The organism is Streptomyces sp. SAS_281 (assembly GCF_052542855.1).
In genome coordinates this window covers 92,947-110,166 of the sequence record NZ_JBMNDO010000005.1, presented here as the reverse complement: position 1 = coordinate 110,166, position 17,220 = coordinate 92,947, and the positions used below count along the sequence as shown (strand labels likewise).

The 17,220-nt window shown below is 72.6% G+C and carries 12 protein-coding genes; all 12 read left to right on the top strand.

The annotated features are described in order from the left end of the window. Window positions 1-28 precede the first annotated feature (28 nt). The 12 genes from mrdA to rpmA all read left to right on the top strand — a co-directional run bounded on the left by mrdA (window position 29) and on the right by rpmA (window position 17,196). On the top strand, window positions 29-2,194 hold the full coding sequence (gene mrdA, locus ACN6LM_RS03905) for a penicillin-binding protein 2 (RefSeq protein ID WP_445063845.1): 2,166 nt from the start codon (window positions 29-31) through the stop codon (window positions 2,192-2,194). Further along, window positions 2,194-3,384, top strand: a complete 1,191-nt coding sequence (gene rodA, locus ACN6LM_RS03900) for a rod shape-determining protein RodA (RefSeq protein ID WP_445063844.1) — start codon at window positions 2,194-2,196, stop codon at window positions 3,382-3,384. Before mrdA ends, rodA begins: the two co-directional genes overlap by 1 nt. Before the next feature lie 32 nt (window positions 3,385-3,416). Then, entirely contained in the window at window positions 3,417-4,931 is a 1,515-nt protein-coding gene (locus ACN6LM_RS03895; RefSeq protein ID WP_445063843.1) for a CYTH and CHAD domain-containing protein, read from the top strand. 82 nt (window positions 4,932-5,013) lie between these two features. Next, complete coding sequence (locus ACN6LM_RS03890) at window positions 5,014-6,939, top strand: TIGR03960 family B12-binding radical SAM protein (protein WP_445063842.1); 1,926 nt, start codon at window positions 5,014-5,016, stop codon at window positions 6,937-6,939. Between the two features lie 89 nt (window positions 6,940-7,028). Beyond that, the gene (locus ACN6LM_RS03885; protein ID WP_445063841.1) at window positions 7,029-8,246 is read left to right on the top strand and encodes a hypothetical protein; all 1,218 of its coding nucleotides are present in this window, start codon (window positions 7,029-7,031) and stop codon (window positions 8,244-8,246) included. A gap of 121 nt (window positions 8,247-8,367) precedes the next feature. After that, window positions 8,368-9,150: a TIGR03936 family radical SAM-associated protein gene (locus tag ACN6LM_RS03880; RefSeq protein ID WP_445063840.1), complete on the top strand. Its 783-nt coding sequence runs from the start codon at window positions 8,368-8,370 to the stop codon at window positions 9,148-9,150. Between the two features lie 230 nt (window positions 9,151-9,380). Next, window positions 9,381-13,556: an Rne/Rng family ribonuclease gene (locus ACN6LM_RS03875; RefSeq protein WP_445063839.1), complete on the top strand. Its 4,176-nt coding sequence runs from the start codon at window positions 9,381-9,383 to the stop codon at window positions 13,554-13,556. Between the two features lie 97 nt (window positions 13,557-13,653). Next, window positions 13,654-14,544, top strand: a complete 891-nt coding sequence (galU, locus tag ACN6LM_RS03870; RefSeq protein WP_445063838.1) for a UTP--glucose-1-phosphate uridylyltransferase GalU — start codon at window positions 13,654-13,656, stop codon at window positions 14,542-14,544. Window positions 14,545-14,608: 64 nt separating this feature from the next. After that, window positions 14,609-15,361 carry a phosphocholine cytidylyltransferase family protein gene (locus ACN6LM_RS03865; RefSeq protein ID WP_383298658.1) on the top strand — a complete coding sequence of 251 codons (753 nt, stop codon included), beginning with the start codon at window positions 14,609-14,611 and terminating at the stop codon, window positions 15,359-15,361. Next, window positions 15,349-16,410 carry an iron-containing alcohol dehydrogenase family protein gene (locus ACN6LM_RS03860; protein WP_445063837.1) on the top strand — a complete coding sequence of 354 codons (1,062 nt, stop codon included), beginning with the start codon at window positions 15,349-15,351 and terminating at the stop codon, window positions 16,408-16,410. Before ACN6LM_RS03865 ends, ACN6LM_RS03860 begins: the two co-directional genes overlap by 13 nt. A 193-nt stretch (window positions 16,411-16,603) precedes the next feature. Continuing rightward, window positions 16,604-16,924 carry a 50S ribosomal protein L21 gene (gene rplU / locus ACN6LM_RS03855; RefSeq protein WP_014045903.1) on the top strand — a complete coding sequence of 107 codons (321 nt, stop codon included), beginning with the start codon at window positions 16,604-16,606 and terminating at the stop codon, window positions 16,922-16,924. Window positions 16,925-16,938: 14 nt separating this feature from the next. Next, complete coding sequence (rpmA, locus tag ACN6LM_RS03850; protein WP_018103204.1) at window positions 16,939-17,196, top strand: 50S ribosomal protein L27; 258 nt, start codon at window positions 16,939-16,941, stop codon at window positions 17,194-17,196. Window positions 17,197-17,220: the final 24 nt, after the last annotated feature.

Here is a 17,220-nt window from a genome sequence, read left to right as displayed (position 1 = left end):
GCCCCCGGACCACCACCGGGGGCGCCCCGTGAGCAACATCCCCGAGACGGGCCGCACCCAGCGCGTCCAGATCCGGCTGATCGTCATCCAGGTCCTCGTCTTCTCGCTGCTCCTCACCCTCGGCGGCCGCCTCTGGTACCTCCAGATCCGCAACGGCCAGGAGTACTCGGACGAGGCGAAGAACAACCACGTCCAGCAGGTCGTCCAGCCCGCGGCCCGCGGCTCCATCCTCGACGCGCGCGGCGTCCCGCTCGCCGACAACGAGACCCGCCTCGTCGTCTCCGCCAGCCGCACCGAGCTGCTGAAGATGGACGACGACGGCAAGGCCGTGCTCACCCGGCTCGCCGGCGTACTCGACATGAAGCCGAAGGACGTCTTCGACAAGGTCCGGCTCTGCGACGCCAAGACCCCGCAGCCCTGCTGGAACGGCTCGCCCTACCAGCCGATCCCGGTCACCGACGAGGCCACCACCCAGCAGGCCCTGACGATCCGCGAACGCGCCGAGGACTTCCCCGGCATCACCGCCGAGCCCACCGCGGTCCGCCGCTACGCGGCGCCCGGCAAGGCCAACACCGCCCAGGTCCTCGGCTACCTCTCGCCCGTCACCGACGAGGAGATCACCAAGGCCCAGGACAGCGACTCGCCCTACCTGCGCTCCGACATGGTCGGCCGCTCCGGCCTGGAGCGCACGTACGACAAGGAGCTGCGCGGCAAGGCGGGCGTCACCCGCTACGAGGTGGACAACCTGGGCCGGGTCATCGGCCAGGCCAAGAACGACAAGGCGGAGGCCGGCGCCAGCGTCGTCACCTCGATCGACGCCCGCGTCCAGGCCGTCGCCGAGTACGAGCTCAACGACGCCATGAAGAAGGCCCGCCTGGAGTTCGACCACAACACCGGCGAGAACTACAAGGCGGACTCCGGAGCGGTCGTCGTCATGGAGGCCAAGACCGGCCGCGTCGTCGCCATGGCGTCCCTGCCCAACTACGACCCGAACGCCTGGGTCGGCGGCATCTCCGCCAAGGACTACGCCAAGCTCACCGGCAAGAAGTCCAACTTCCCGCTGCTGAACCGGGCCATCCAGGGGCAGGCCGCCCCCGGCTCGATCTTCAAGGTCATCTCCTCGACCGCCGCGGTCAACGCCGGGTACCCCTTCGACGGCCACTACCCCTGCCCCAGCTCGTACTCCATCGGCGGGCAGACCTTCACCAACTACGAGTCCCAGGGCTACGGCGACATCACCATCGGCCGCGCCCTGGAGGTCTCCTGCGACACCGTGTACTACGGCATCGCGCACAAGGAGTGGGCGAAGGACGGCGGCAACAACCCCAAGAAGCACCCCAAGGACTGGTTCTACAAGACCGCCCACCAGTTCGGCCTGGGCAAGGAGACCGGCATCGACCTCCCCAACGAGGTCAGCGGCCGCGTCCCGGACCGCGAGTGGAAGAAGAACTTCGCCAAGGCCAACCACGACGCCTGGTGCAAGCAGGGCAAGAAGGACGGCACGTACGTCGAGAAGATCGCCTACGAGAACTGCCTCGAAGGCGACAAGATGCGCGCCGGTGACTCCGTCAACTACTCCATCGGCCAGGGCGACACCCTCGTCACCCCGATCCAGATGGCCACCATCTACGCGGCCATCTCCAACGGCGGCACGCTCTACGACCCCACCGTCGGCAAGGCGATCGTCAGCGGCGACGGCAGGACCGTCCAGACGATCGAGCCCGAGTCGCACGGCAAGCTGCCCTTCACCAAGAAGACGCGCGACGAGATAGACGAAGCCCTCGCGGGTGTCGCGACCCGCGGTTCGGCCGCCTGGCGATTCGGCGGCTGGCCGCAGGACAAGATCCCGATGCACGCCAAGACGGGTACCGCCGAGGTCTACGGCAAGCAGACGACCTCCTGGTTCGCCACGTACACCAAGGACTATTCGATCGTCATGACGATCTCTCAGGGCGGTACGGGTTCCGGCGCGTCCGGGCCCGCCGTCCGCAACATCTACAACGCGCTGTACGGACTCGACGCGACCGGCAAGCAGGACCTCAAGAAGGCCCTCCTGCCGACCCCGCAGAAGGGGCTGCCGAAGGTCCAGGCCGACGGCACCATCGACGCCCCGACGATCAAGCCGTACAACCCCGCCTCGGAGAAGCCGGCCGCCGAGCAGACGCTCGCCGCGGTGCTGGGGAGGCGCGACTGATGGCCGGATTCTCCGTCCCGCGCTACGGCCCCGAGCGGTCCGGCTGGGGCCGGCTCATGGCACGCGACTCCGTCGTGCGCCGACTCGACTGGCCGCTCCTCGGCTCGGCGGTCGCGCTCTCCTTCATCGGCTCGCTGCTGGTCTGGTCGGCGACCCGGGGACGCGACTCGCTGACCCATGGCGACCCGTACTACTTCCTGTTCCGGCACGCGCTCAACACCGGCATCGGCATGGCGCTGATGATCGGCACGATCTGGCTCGGCCACCGCACCCTGCGCGGCGCGGTGCCGATCCTCTACGGGCTGTCCGTCGTCCTCGTCCTGGCGGTCCTCACCCCGCTGGGCGCCACCGTCAACGGCGCCCACGCCTGGATCCTGCTGCCCGGCGGCTTCTCCATCCAGCCCTCCGAGTTCACCAAGATCACCATCATCCTGGGCATGGCGATGCTGCTCGCCGCCCGTGTCGACGCCGGCGACCAGGTCCACCCCGACCACCGGACCGTCGCCAAGGCCCTCGGCCTCGCGGCGCTGCCCATGATGATCGTCATGGGGATGCCGGACCTCGGCTCGGTGATGGTCATGGTCGTCATCGTGCTCGGTGTGCTGCTGGCCTCCGGCGCGTCCAACCGCTGGGTCTTCGGGCTCCTCGGCGCGGGCGTGGCCGGGGCGGTCGCCATCTGGCAGCTCGGACTGCTCGACGACTACCAGATCGCCCGCTTCGCCGCGTTCGCCAACCCGGCGCTCGACCCGGCGGGCGTCGGCTACAACACCAACCAGGCCCGTATCGCGATCGGCTCCGGCGGCCTGCACGGCACCGGCCTCTTCCAGGGCACCCAGACCACCGGGCAGTTCGTCCCCGAGCAGCAGACCGACTTCGTCTTCACGGTCGCCGGCGAGGAGCTGGGCTTCCTCGGCGCCGGGCTCATCCTCGTCCTGCTCGGCGTCGTCCTGTGGCGCGCCTGCCGCATCGCCCGCGAGACCACCGAGCTGTACGGCACGGTCGTCGCCGCCGGGATCATCGCCTGGTTCGCCTTCCAGTCCTTCGAGAACATCGGCATGACGCTCGGCATCATGCCGGTCGCCGGACTCCCGCTGCCGTTTGTCTCCTACGGCGGCTCCTCGATGTTCGCCGTCTGGGTGGCCATCGGCCTGCTCCAGTCGATCCGGGTGCAACGGCCGATAACGGCCTGAGCGGATTCCGGGCAGCGCGTTAGATTCGTCGTATGGCGGACTCCAAGCGCGAGATCGAGCGGAAGTACGAAGCCACCGACGCCACCCGGCTGCCCGACCTGGGCCGGGTGGCCGGCGTCGGGTCCGTCGCGCACGAGGGCGTCATGGAGCTGGACGCCGTCTACTACGACACCGAGGACCTGCGCCTCGCCGCCGGGAACGTCACCCTGCGCCGCCGCACCGGCGGCTCCGACGCCGGCTGGCACCTGAAACTCCCCGTCGCCGAGGGCGTCCGCGACGAGATCCGGGCCCCGCTCTCCGACCACGTGCCGGCCCGCCTCACCGCCCTGATCCGCTCCCGGGTCCTGGACGCCCCCCTCGTCCCCGTCGTCCGGCTGGTCTCCGTCCGCGACGTCCACGTCCTCACCGGCGACGACGGCACCCCGCTGGCCGAGCTCAGTGTGGACGAGGTCCTCGCGGAGCGGCTGCACGGCGGCGACCGCACCGCGGCCTGGACCGAGATCGAGGCCGAGCTCGCCGACGACGGCGACCCCGCCTTCCTCGACACCGTCGGCCGCGCGCTGGAGGAGGCCGGCATCCGGCCCGCCGCCGCCCACTCCAAGCTGGCCCGCGCCCTGGCGGAGACGGGTCCGGCCCCGGAGCGGGGCGACCCCGCAGAACCGCGCACCGCCGGCGACCACGTCCTCGTCCACGTACGCCGCCAGGCCGAGGCGATCGTCGCGCTCGACCCGGCCGTGCGGCGGGGGCTGCCCGACTCCGTGCACCGGATGCGCGTCGCCACCCGGCGGCTGCGCAGCGCCCTGCGCACGTACCGCCGGGTCCTGGACCGCGAGGCCACCCGCCCCCTGGGCGCCGAGCTGAAGTGGCTCGCGGGGGAGCTCGGGATCGACCGGGACCAGGAGGTCCTGGACGCCCGGCTGCGCGCCCGGCTCGACGAGCTGCCCGCCACGCTGGTCATCGGACCGGCCAGGGCGCGACTGCGCCTCCGCTCGGCGGCGGAGCACGATGACGCGCGCCGGCGCACGACCGCCGTCCTGGACTCCGCGCGCCATCTGGACCTGCTGCGTGCCCTGGAGGCCCTGCTCGCCGCCCCGCCGCTGCTGCCCGGGGCGGACGCGGCGCCGGCCGACGAGCTGGTCCGCGCGGTCCGCAAGGACCACAAGCGCCTCGCCGGACGGATGGCGCACGCCCGGGAGCTGCCGCCGGGTCCGGACCGGGACGCCGCGCTGCACAGCGCCCGCAAGGCCGCGAAACGCGCGCGGTACGCGGCGGAGGCCGCCCGCCCCGCCCTCGGCGGGCCCGCGAAGAAGGCGGCCAAGCGGCTCAAGGCCGTACAGAGCCTCCTCGGCGACCACCAGGACGGCGTCGTCGCCCGCGAGGCCCTGCGCGCCCTCGCCGTACAGGCGCACGCGGCGGGCGAGCCGTCGTTCACCTGGGGACTGGTGTACGGGCGCGAGGAGGCGGCCGCCGCCGCGACCGAGCGCGAGCTGCCAGGGGTGTGGCACCGGGCGCACAAGGCCCGTCTCCGGCGGTCCGCCGGAAGCTGAGCGGCGTACTCCGGCGGGCGCGGGCAGTCCGGGCACCGAGGTACGCTGGATGGTCACCCCTGCCGGCTCTCGAAAGTTCGCGATGTCTGTCGATTCGGTCTTCCCACAGCTCGAAGCTCTGCTCCCGCATGTGCAGAAGCCCATCCAGTACGTCGGCGGTGAGCTGAACTCCACCGTCAAGCCGTGGGACGAGTGCGACGTCCGCTGGGCGCTGATGTACCCGGACGCGTACGAGGTCGGGCTGCCCAACCAGGGCGTCATGATCCTCTACGAGGTGCTCAACGAGCGCCAGGGCGTCCTCGCCGAGCGCACCTACAGCGTCTGGCCGGACCTCGAAGCGCTGATGCGCGAGCACGAGGTGCCGCAGTTCACCGTGGACAGCCACCGCCCGGTCAAGGCGTTCGACGTCTTCGGGCTCAGCTTCTCCACCGAGCTGGGCTACACCAACATGCTCACCGCCCTGGACCTGGCCGGCATCCCGCTGGCCGCGAAGGACCGGGACATCGACGACCCGATCGTGCTCGCGGGCGGCCACGCCGCGTTCAACCCGGAGCCGATCGCGGAGTTCATCGACTGCGCGGTCATCGGCGACGGCGAGCAGGCGGTCCTGGAGATCACCGAGATCATCCGCGCCTGGAAGGCCGAGGGCCGCCCCGGCGGCCGCGAGGAGGTCCTGTTCCGCCTCGCGAGGACCGGCGGCGTGTACGTCCCCGGCTTCTACGACGTGGAGTACCTCCCGGACGGCCGCATCGGCCGCGTCGTGCCGAACAGGTCGGGCGTGCCGTGGCGGGTGTCCAAGCACACCGTGATGGACCTGGACGAGTGGCCGTACCCGAAGCAGCCCCTGGTCCCGCTCGCCGAGACCGTCCACGAGCGGATGTCCGTGGAGATCTTCCGCGGCTGCACCCGCGGCTGCCGTTTCTGCCAGGCCGGCATGATCACGCGCCCCGTGCGGGAGCGAAGCATCACCGGCATCGGCGAGATGGTGGAGAAGGGTCTCAAGGCGACCGGCTTCGAGGAGGTCGGCCTGCTCTCGCTGTCCTCCGCCGACCACACCGAGATCGGTGAGATCGCCAAGGGCCTCGCCGACCGCTACACCGACGACAAGATCGGCCTCTCGCTGCCGTCCACCCGCGTCGACGCGTTCAACGTGGACCTGGCCAACGAGCTGACCCGCAACGGGCGCCGCTCCGGTCTCACCTTCGCCCCCGAGGGCGGCTCCGAGCGCATGCGCAAGGTCATCAACAAGATGGTCTCGGAGGAGGACCTGATCCGCACGGTCGCCACCGCGTACGGCAACGGCTGGCGCCAGGTGAAGCTGTACTTCATGTGCGGTCTGCCCACCGAGACCGACGAGGACGTCCTCCAGATCGGCGACATGGCGGTCAACGTCATCGCCAAGGGCCGCGAGGTCTCCGGGCAGAACGACATCCGCTGCACGGTCTCCATCGGCGGCTTCGTTCCCAAGCCGCACACCCCGTTCCAGTGGGCGCCGCAGCTCAGCGCCGAGGAGACCGACGCCCGCCTCGCCAAGCTGCGGGACAAGATCCGCGGCGACAAGAAGTACGGCCGCTCGATCGGCTTCCGCTACCACGACGGCAAGCCCGGCATCGTGGAGGGCCTGCTCTCCCGCGGCGACCGCCGGGTCGGCTCCGTCATCCGTGCCGTGTACGAGGCCGGTGGCCGGTTCGACGGCTGGCGCGAGTACTTCAGCTACGACCTGTGGATGAAGAGCGCCGAGGCGGCCCTGCCGGAGTTCGGCGTGGACGTCGACTGGTACACCACCCGCGAGCGGACCTACGAGGAGGTCCTGCCCTGGGACCACCTGGACTCGGGCCTCGACAAGGACTGGCTCTGGGAGGACTGGCAGGACTCGCTGGACGAGACCGAGGTCGAGGACTGCCGCTGGACGCCGTGCTTCGACTGCGGGGTGTGCCCTCAGATGGACACGAGTATCCAGATCGGCCCGACCGGCAAGAAGCTCCTGCCGCTGACGGTCGTGAAGTGAACCGCGAAGTGACCGCCGGCGTGTGACAGCTCGGTGACGAAGGCCCGGTCCGGGGAAACTCCCGGCCGGGTCTTCGCGTCATGGGGGGCATGGAACAGGGAAAGCACCGGGCACCGGCGCAGTACGGCGCCCACCAGGCGCCCGCGCACTACGAGAGCGGTGACGGCTGCCTCACCACGCTCATCCGGATCCCGGTCCGGATCGTGGTGCTCCTCGTCGTCCTGCCGGTCCGGATGGCGTGGGACGCCCTCGTCGTCACCGCCCGCGCCGCCGAACGGGTGCTGTTCCGCCCGCTCGGCCGCGCCCTGGCCTGGCTCTTCGACGTCCTGGTGGTGATTCCGGCCGGGTGGCTGTGGCGGTACGTGTGCGTCCCGCTGGGGCACGCGCTGGCCTGGCTGGTCCGCGCGGTGTTCGTGTGGCCGTGGGTCGCGCTCTGGCGCCACGTCGTGGTGCCCGTGGTGCGGTACGGGATCGTGGTGCCGCTCCAATGGGTGTACGCGCACCTGCTCACCCCGCTCGGACACGGGCTGCGGTGGCTGTACCGGGAGGTGCTGGTCCCGGCGGCGCGGTGGCTGGGATCCGCCCTGAAGTGGCTGCTCGCCCTGGTGTTCGTCATGCCGGTGGTGCTGCTGTGGCGGTACGTCCTGGTGCCCGTCGGGCTCGCCGCGGCCTGGCTGGTCCGGTACCTCGTGGTGGTCCCGCTCGTCTGGGCGTACCGGCGGGTGCTCACCCCGCTGGGCCACGGCATCGCCTGGGTGCTGGATCTGGTGATCCGGGGGGCCGAGGCGTTCTTCCGGGGCCTCGGCATCGCGCTCCGGTGGTTCGTCGTCGTGCTTCTCGTCACGCCCGTCGTCTGGGTGTACCGGCGCGTCCTGACCCCGGTAGGCCGGGAGATCGCCGCCGCGCTCGGCATCGCCTGGCGGGTCGCCGGACACCTCTCCCGGGCCGTCGGCCGGGCGCTCGCCGGGCTCGCCCGGAACCTGATCGCCGCGCCGGTGCGCTGGGCGTACCGCACGGTGTGCGTCCCGGTCGGCCGCTTCGTGCGCGACGCCTTCCTGGCACCCGTCGGGCGGGCCCTGCGCGCGGTGGGCCGAACCACCCGCCAGACGCTGCGCGCGGCCCGGGAAACGGTGCGCCGGGCCAGGCACGACGCCTGGCGCGCCCTGGTCGGCGCGCCCGCGAAACCCAAGCCCGGGGAACCGGGAAGCCCCCTTGCGCGTACTCTGGGTAGTACAACGACCGTGCCCAGCGCGGCACCAGGACCAGAGTTCTCCCCGCTCCCGGAGAAATCCGCAGAGCAGGGGTGAGCCGGACCGGGCCGCCGGGCCACCCGTATTTCGAGGGCGGCGCGCCACCGCGCCCGCCCCGCACCGAGGAGAAGAACCACTGGGCAAGCGACAGCCCGAAGGCCCGCCGCCCGCACCGGCGGTGCAGCGCATCCGACTGCGCTACACCAAGCGCGGCCGCCTCCGGTTCACCAGCCACCGCGACTTCCAGCGTGCCTTCGAGCGGGCGCTGCGCCGCTCCCAGGTGCCCATGGCCTACTCGGCGGGCTTCACCCCGCACCCCAAGGTGTCGTACGCCAACGCCGCCCCCACCGGTACGGGCAGCGAGGCCGAGTTCCTGGAGATCGCCCTCACCGAGCCCCGCGACCCGGGTGTCCTGCGTGAGCTGCTCAACGACTCGATGCCGGACGGCCTGGACATCACGGACGCCGTCGAGGCCCGCACCTCGGGCCTCGCCGACCGGCTGACCGCCTCCATCTGGGAGATCCGCCTGGACGGGGTGACCCGGGAGGACGCGGAGAAGGCCGTGTCCGCCTTCAACGCGGCGGAGACCGTCGAGGTCGAGCGCCGTACGAAGAACGGCATGCGGGCCTTCGACGCCCGGTCCGCCGTGGTCGACCTCCGGACCCTTGATCTTCCGGCTGATAGGTCCGGTGACAGGGCCTGTGCGATACTGCGGCTGGTTGTTCGGCACGTGACACCTGCCGTACGGCCTGACGACGTCCTGTCCGGTCTCCGCGTTGTGGCCGACCTGGCGCCGCCGGTCCCCGCAGCGGTGACCAGGCTGGCGCAGGGGCTCTTCGACGAGGAGTCCGGCACGGTGACCGACCCGCTCGCGCCCGACCGCGAGGCAGCCCCGGCCGCATCAACCACGGCCACCGGGACCGCCGTCGCGACGGCGCCCGAAGGTGCAGGTTCCGCGTAAGGCGGTCGTCGTAGCGCAGCCCTCGCGCTCGGGAGCCACCTGGGCCGGGCCGCGCGCTGACCCATAAGACTTTCGCCAGGCCGTCCGCACACCGCGTACGGAACCGGCGAGCCAAGATTCAGCTCCCGTGCGGCGCCCGCGCCCCGGACGGCGGTGCCGCGGCCACCCGCGGACCGGACCGGACCGGAATCAGGTGCGGCGCCCGGGAGCGCGACGGGAGAAACGCCCGCATGCCCCAGCCGAACGAACCCGGCACCGCCGGGAACGCAGAAGACAACAACACCCCCGGGGACAAGCTGCCCCCGCGCCGCAGGCGCCGCGCCGCCTCCCGCCCCGCCGGCCCGCCGTCGGCCGGCGCGCAGGCCGCCACCGACGCGCCGGCCATACCGGCCGTTGACGCCGCAGAGTCCCCGAGCAGCGCGGAACCGGCCGCCGAGGCGGCCCCGGCCCGCCCCCGCCGCCGCGCGGTCCGCAAGGCCACGTCCCCGGCCGGCGCGCCGCAGGCCGCCGAGTCGGCCGAAGCCGCGGCGCCGGTGACCGCCGAGTCCGTGACCGCCGAGCCGGTGGCGGAACCTGCCGCCGAACCGGCCGCCGAGACCCCCCGTCGCCGCCGTGCCGTGCGCAAGGCCACGTCGCCCTCCGGCGCGCCGAAGGCCGCCGAGCCGGCCGAGACCGTTGAGGAGGCCCCCGTCGTGGAGAGCCCCGAGCCCGCCGCCGAGAGCGCCGCTCCGGCGCGCCCGCGCCGCCGTGCCGTCCGTAAGGCCACCTCGCCCGCCGGTGCGCCGAAGGCCGCCGAGCCGGTCGAGATCGTCGAGGAGACCCCCGTGGCGGAGAGCCCCGAGCCCGCCGCCGAACCGGCCGTCGAGGCGCCCCGTCGTCGCCGTGCCGTGCGCAAGGCCACCTCGCCCGCCGGTGCGCCCAAGGCCGCCGAGAGCGTGACGGAGGCCGAGGAGGCCGCCGAGACCGTCGCCGAGCCGGTCGCCGAAGCCGTCGCCGAGCCCGTCGAGGCCCCGCGCGGCCGTACCCGTCGCCGGGCCTCCGCCCCGGCCGGTGCCCCGCAGGCCGCCGCGCCCGTGGCGCCGGCCGCCGAGGTCACCGACGAGGCGGAAGAGGCCGAGGAGACCGACGAGGTCACCGAAACGCCCGCCGAGGCCCCCCGCGGCCGCCGCCGCGCCACGCGCAAGGCGACCTCCCCGGCCGGTGCGCCGAAGGCCGCCGCCGAGCAGCCCGCCGAGGCCCGGACCGGTGAGAGCCTGCCCGAGGCCGCCGTGGAGGAGCTGGCCGCCGAGCCCGTCGAGGTCGAGGAGGCCGCCCCGCGCGGCCGTCAGCGCCGCCGGGCCACCGCCGCCGCCGGCCGCCCCGAGTTCACCGCAGAGCCGGAGGAGCCCGCGCGCCGCGGCCGCAAGGCCGCACGCCCGGCCGTCGCCGTCTTCCAGGCGCCGGTCTTCGCCGAGCCGATGTTCCAGACCCCGGAGACCGCGGCAGCCGCCGCGGCCGCCGCCTCGCACGACGAGCCCGAGGACGAGATCACCCCGGACCGCGAGGAGGCGCCCGCGCCCGCCGAGACCGCGCCCCAGGGCGGTTCGCGCCGCCGGCGCCGCCGCCGCGGTGAGGCCGCCGAGGCCGATGCCACCGAGACCGTGACCGCCGCCCCGGCGCAGGAGCAGACCGAGGACGAGCAGGAGCCGGAGGCCGAGGCCGAGGCCGGGCAGGACGGCGACGACACCGACGAGTACGGCGACCGCCCGTCGCGCCGCCGTCGCCGGGGCGGCCGTCGCCGTCGCCGGGGCGAGGCCGCCGAGGACGAGGGCGCCGAGCAGCAGACGGACGACGAAGCCGCCGACCGGGCCGAGGACGAGCCCGAGGCCGCCCATGAGTCCGGGTACGAGGCCGACGACGAGGACGACGAGCGCGAGTCCGCCGCCTCCGGCACGAGCAGCAGCCGCCGGCGCCGGCGCCGGCGTCGTCGCAGCGGTGACGCGGTGGCCGAGGCCGAGAACGGCTCGGACGACCCGGAGCGCACCGTCGTCAAGGTCCGCGAGCCCCGCAAGAAGGAGGAGCGGGAGCCCGGCACCGGCTTCGACGAGGTCCAGTCCATCAAGGGCTCGACCCGCATGGAGGCGAAGAAGCAGCGCCGCCGCGAGGGCCGCGAGCAGGGCCGCCGCCGGGTGCCGATCATCACCGAGGCCGAGTTCCTGGCGCGCCGCGAGGCCGTCGAGCGCGTCATGGTCGTCCGCCAGAGCGGCGAGCGCACCCAGATCGGCGTCCTCGAGGACAACGTGCTCGTCGAGCACTACGTCAACAAGGAGCAGGCCACCAGCTACGTCGGCAACGTCTACCTGGGCAAGGTCCAGAACGTGCTGCCGTCCATGGAGGCCGCCTTCGTGGACATCGGCAAGGGCCGCAACGCCGTCCTGTACGCCGGTGAGGTCAACTTCGAGGCGCTCGGCATGGCCCACGGGCCCCGCCGTATCGAGACCGCGCTCAAATCCGGCCAGTCCGTCCTGGTGCAGGTCACCAAGGACCCGATCGGCCACAAGGGCGCCCGCCTCACCAGCCAGGTCTCGCTGCCCGGCCGCTACCTCGTCTACGTGCCCGAGGGCTCGATGACCGGGATCAGCCGCAAGCTGCCCGACACCGAGCGCGCCCGGCTCAAGACCATCCTCAAGAAGATCGTCCCCGAGGACGCGGGCGTCATCGTGCGCACCGCCGCCGAGGGCGCGAGCGAGGACGAGCTGCGCCGTGACGTCGAGCGGCTCCAGCAGCAGTGGGAGGACATCCAGAAGAAGGCGAAGGGCAGCGGCAGCTCCAACGCGCCGACGCTCCTGTACGGCGAGCCGGACATGACCGTCCGGGTCGTCCGGGACATCTTCAACGAGGACTTCTCCAAGGTCATCGTCAGCGGCGACGACGCGTGGGAGACCATCCACGGCTACGTCTCGCACGTGGCGCCCGACCTGGCCGACCGGCTGTCGCGGTGGACGTCCGAGGTCGACATCTTCGCGACGTACCGGATCGACGAGCAGCTCATGAAGGCGCTGGACCGCAAGGTCTACCTGCCGAGCGGCGGCTCGCTGGTGATCGACAAGACCGAGGCGATGGTCGTGGTCGACGTCAACACCGGCAAGTTCACCGGCCAGGGCGGCAACCTGGAGGAGACGGTCACCAAGAACAACCTGGAGGCGGCCGAGGAGATCGTGCGCCAGCTGCGGCTGCGCGACCTCGGCGGCATCGTGGTGGTCGACTTCATCGACATGGTGCTGGAGTCCAACCGGGACCTGGTGCTGCGGCGTCTGCTGGAGTGCCTGGGCCGCGACCGTACGAAGCACCAGGTCGCCGAGGTCACCTCGCTGGGCCTGGTCCAGATGACCCGCAAGCGGGTCGGCCAGGGGCTGCTGGAGTCCTTCTCCGAGACCTGCGTCCACTGCAACGGCCGCGGTGTCATCGTCCACATGGAGCAGCCCGCGTCCGTGGGCGGCGGCGGTGGCGGCGGCAAGCGCTCCAAGAAGCGCCGCGGCGGCGGTCAGGACCACGGCCACGACCACGAGCACGAGCACGTCCAGGAGCACACCGACGCGGAGGCCGAGACCGAGGCCGAGGTGGCGGCGGAGGTCGCCGCGCCGGTGGCCCTGCCGGAGCCCGAGTTCGTTCCGGACGAGGAGCTGTACAGCAGCGCCGCCGAGGCCGAGGCCGCCGTCGCACGCGGCCGTGGCCGCCGCCGGGCCACCCGCAAGGCATCGGCCCCGGCCGGCGCCCCGAAGACCTCCGCCGCCCCGGTGGAGGAGATCGTGGCCGAGCCGGCCGCCGAGCCGGAGCCCGTCGCGGCCCCGGAGCCGGTGGCCGAGGCGCCCGAGGCCCCGCAGGGCCGGACGCGCCGCCGGGCCACCCGGAAGGCGACCGCCCCGGCGGGCTCGCCGGCCCCGGCCGAGGCGGCCGTGACCGAGGCGGCCCCGGCGGAACCGGCCGAGCTCGCGTCGCCCGCCGCCGAGGAGCCGGCCCCCGGCTCCGACCCGGTGGCCGCCGAGGACCCGGTGGTCGAGGCGTCGCACGCCGAGGCCCCGGCCGAGGAGCCGGCCGCGCCGCCGCGTGTCCGGCGCCGCGCCACCCGCAAGGTCAGCGCGCCCGCCGGTTCCCCCGCGGGCGCCGAGGGGGCCGCGGTCGTCGTGGTCGAGAGCCCCGAGGCCACTGAGGCCCCCGAGGCGGAGGCGGAGCCCGAGGCGGCTCCGGCCAAGAAGGCGGCCCGCAAGACCGCGAAGAAGGCCACGGCCAAGAAGGCGGCCGTCAAGAAGACCGCGGCCAAGAAGACGGCCGCGAAGAAGACGACGGCCAAGAAGGCGGCGGCGAAGAAGACGGTGGCGGCGGAGCAGACCGCCCCGGCCGTCACGGCCACGGCCGACGAGGACTGATCCGCCTCACGTGACACGGTCCGGCCGGTCCCGCACAGGGACCGGCCGGACCGCGTCGCGGCGCCGGGCCCTCCCGCCCCCGACACGAAAGCCCCACATGCGCAAGATCCAGAAGGCCGTCATACCGGCCGCCGGGCTCGGTACCCGGTTCCTGCCGGCGACGAAGGCGACTCCCAAGGAGATGCTGCCGGTCGTGGACAAGCCGGCGATCCAGTACGTCGTGGAGGAGGCCGCCGCCGCGGGGCTGAGCGACGTCCTGATGATCACCGGGCGCAACAAGCGCGCGCTGGAGGACCACTTCGACCGGAACTACGAGCTGGAGTCGGCGCTGACCCGCAAGGGCGACGCCGAGCGGCTGGTCCGGGTCCAGGAGTCGAGCGACCTCGCCACCATGCACTACGTACGCCAGGGCGACCCGCGCGGCCTCGGCCACGCCGTCCTGTGCGCGGAGCCCCATGTGGGCGACGAGCCCTTCGCGGTGCTCCTCGGCGACGACCTGATCGACCCGCGGGACCCGCTGCTGACCCGGATGACCGAGATCCAGGAGCGCGAGGGCGGCAGCGTCGTCGCGCTGATGGAGGTGGCGCCCGAACAGAGCCACCTCTACGGGTGCGCGGCGGTGGAGACCACCCCCGAGGACGGCATCGTCCGGGTGACCGGCCTGGTCGAGAAGCCGGAGCCGGGCGACGCCCCCAGCAATCTCGCGGTCATCGGCCGCTACGTCCTGGACCCCGCCGTCTTCGCCGTGCTGCGCGAGACCGAGCCGGGCCGGGGCGGCGAGATCCAGCTGACCGACGCGCTCCAGCAGCTCGCCGCCGACGAGAAGCTCGGCGGCCCGGTGCACGGCGTGGTCTTCCGGGGCCGGCGCTACGACACCGGCGACCGCGGCGACTATCTGCGGGCCATCGTCCGCCTCGCCTGCGAGCGCGAGGACCTGGGCCCCGACTTCCGTACCTGGCTGCGCGCCTACGTGGCATCGGAGCTCTGACCCGCCCGGCGCGCCCCGTACACCTGATCCCAGACACCCGTAACACCGCACCGAGGAGAACCCCATGATCGGCATGATTCTGGCCGCCGGCGCCGGCCGTCGTCTGCGTCCCTACACCGACACGCTGCCCAAGGCGCTCGTGCCCGTCGGCCCCGAGGGCGACGAGGAGAGCCTGACCGTCGTCGACCTGACGCTCGGCAACTTCGCCGAGGTCGGCCTGACCGAGGTCGCGATCATCGTGGGCTACCGCAAGGAGGCCCTGTACGAGCGCAAGGCGGCGCTGGAGGCCAAGTACGGCGTCAGCATCACGCTGATCGACAACGACAAGGCCGAGGAGTGGAACAACGCCTACTCCCTGTGGTGCGGCCGGGACGCCCTCAAGGACGGCGTCATCCTCGCCAACGGCGACACCGTGCACCCGGTCTCCGTCGAGAAGACGCTGCTGGCCGCCCGCGGCGACGGCAAGAAGATCATCCTCGCCCTCGACACGGTGAAGTCCCTCGCCGACGAGGAGATGAAGGTCGTCGTGGAGGACGGCAAGGGCGTCCGGCGGATCACCAAGCTGATGGACCCGGCCGAGGCCACCGGTGAGTACATCGGCGTCACCCTCATCGAGGGCGAGGCGGCCGAGGAGCTGGCCGACGCGCTGAAGACCACCTTCGAGCGCGACCCGGACCTCTACTACGAGGACGGCTACCAGGAGCTCGTCAACCGCGGTTTCAAGGTCGACGTGGAGCCGATCGGCGACGTCAAGTGGGTCGAGATCGACAACCACGACGACCTCGCCAAGGGCAGGAAGATCGCGTGCCAGTACTGACCCGGCTGATACCCGCGCCGGTCGTCGTCGACATCCGGGCCGGGGCTCTCGCGGATCTGGCGGGCGTCCTCGCCGATCAGCGGATCTCCGGCTCGGGCAAGCTGGCGGTCGCGATCAGCGGGGGTTCCGGCCGGGCTCTGCGGGAACGGCTCACGGCCAGCCTGCCGGGCGCCTCCTGGTTCGAGGTGGGCGGCGGCACGCTGAACGACGCCGTGAAGCTCGCCGAGGCCATGAAGTCCGGGCGGTACGACGCCGTGGTCGGCCTCGGCGGCGGCAAGATCATCGACTGCGCCAAGTTCGCCGCGGCGCGCGTCGGGCTGCCCCTGGTCGCCGTGGCGACGAACCTGTCCCACGACGGGCTCTGCTCCCCGGTCGCCACGCTGGACAACGACGCGGGCCGGGGCTCGTACGGGGTCCCGAACCCGATCGGCGTGGTCATCGACCTCGACGTCATCCGCGAGGCCCCCGTCCGCTTCGTGCGGTCCGGGATCGGGGACGCCCTGTCCAACATCTCGGCCGTGGCCGACTGGGAGCTGGCCCACCGGGTCAACGGCGAGGACATCGACGGCCTGGCCGCCGCGATGGCCCGGCAGGCCGGCGAGGCCGTGCTGCGCCACCCGGGCGGCCTGGGCGACGACGCGTTCCTCCAGGTGCTGGCGGAGGGCCTGGTGCTCACCGGGATCTCGATGTCGGTGGCCGGTGACAGCCGCCCGGCCTCCGGCGCCTGCCACGAGATCAACCACGCCTTCGACCTGCTCTTCCCGCAGCGGGCCGCCAGCCACGGCGAGCAGTGCGGGCTCGGCGCGGCGTTCGCCATGCATCTGCGCGGCGCCGTGCAGGAGTCGGTACGCATGACCCAGGTGCTGCGGCGCCACGGGCTGCCGGTCACCGCCGAGGACATGGGCTTCGACGTGGACGAGTTCGTACGGGTGGTCGCGTTCGCGCCGAGGACCCGGCCGGGCCGGTACACGATCCTGGAACACCTGAACCTGTCGGAGGACGGGATCAGGGACGCGTACGCCGAGTACGTCAGGAGCGCCGCGGTCTGAGCGGGGCCCGGTTTGACCGGCTGTGCGAGGCCCCGTAACCTTGACCGTCGGCGTCTGTTCGCCACACCTCTGAGCACCGACCTCCCGCTCGTACGGGAGAGGCCGCTCGTCCACTCCGGATCGTCACGGGTCTCCGGACCCGTGTGAGCGGCTGGCATCAGGGGTTTCCGCTTCGAGTGAGAGTGAGATCCGCGTGTACGCCATCGTGCGCAGCGGTGGCCGCCAGCACAAGGTTGCTGTCGGTGACATCGTTGAGGTTGACAAGATTTCCACTGCCAAGGTTGGCGACACGGTAGAGCTCTCTACCCTGCTCGTTGTCGACGGCGACGCCGTGACCAGCGACCCGTGGGTGCTCGACGGCATCAAGGTCCAGGCCGAGGTCGTGGACCACCACAAGGGCGCGAAGATCGACATCCTTCGCTACAAGAACAAGACCGGCTACCGCCGTCGCCAGGGTCACCGCCAGCAGTACACGGCGATCAAGGTCACCGGTATTCCCGCGGCTGCGAAGTAAGGGACTGAGAACACATGGCACACAAGAAGGGCGCATCGTCCACCCGGAACGGGCGCGATTCCAATGCTCAGCGGCTCGGCGTGAAGCGCTTCGGCGGCCAGGCCGTCAACGCCGGTGAGATCCTGGTCCGCCAGCGCGGCACCCACTTCCACCCGGGCACGGGCGTCGGCCGTGGCGGCGACGACACGCTGTTCGCCCTCGCCGCCGGTGCGGTCGAGTTCGGCACGCACCGTGGCCGCAAGGTCGTGAACATCGTTCCGATCGCCGGCTGAATTCCCGGCGCTCGTAGAGCGGTT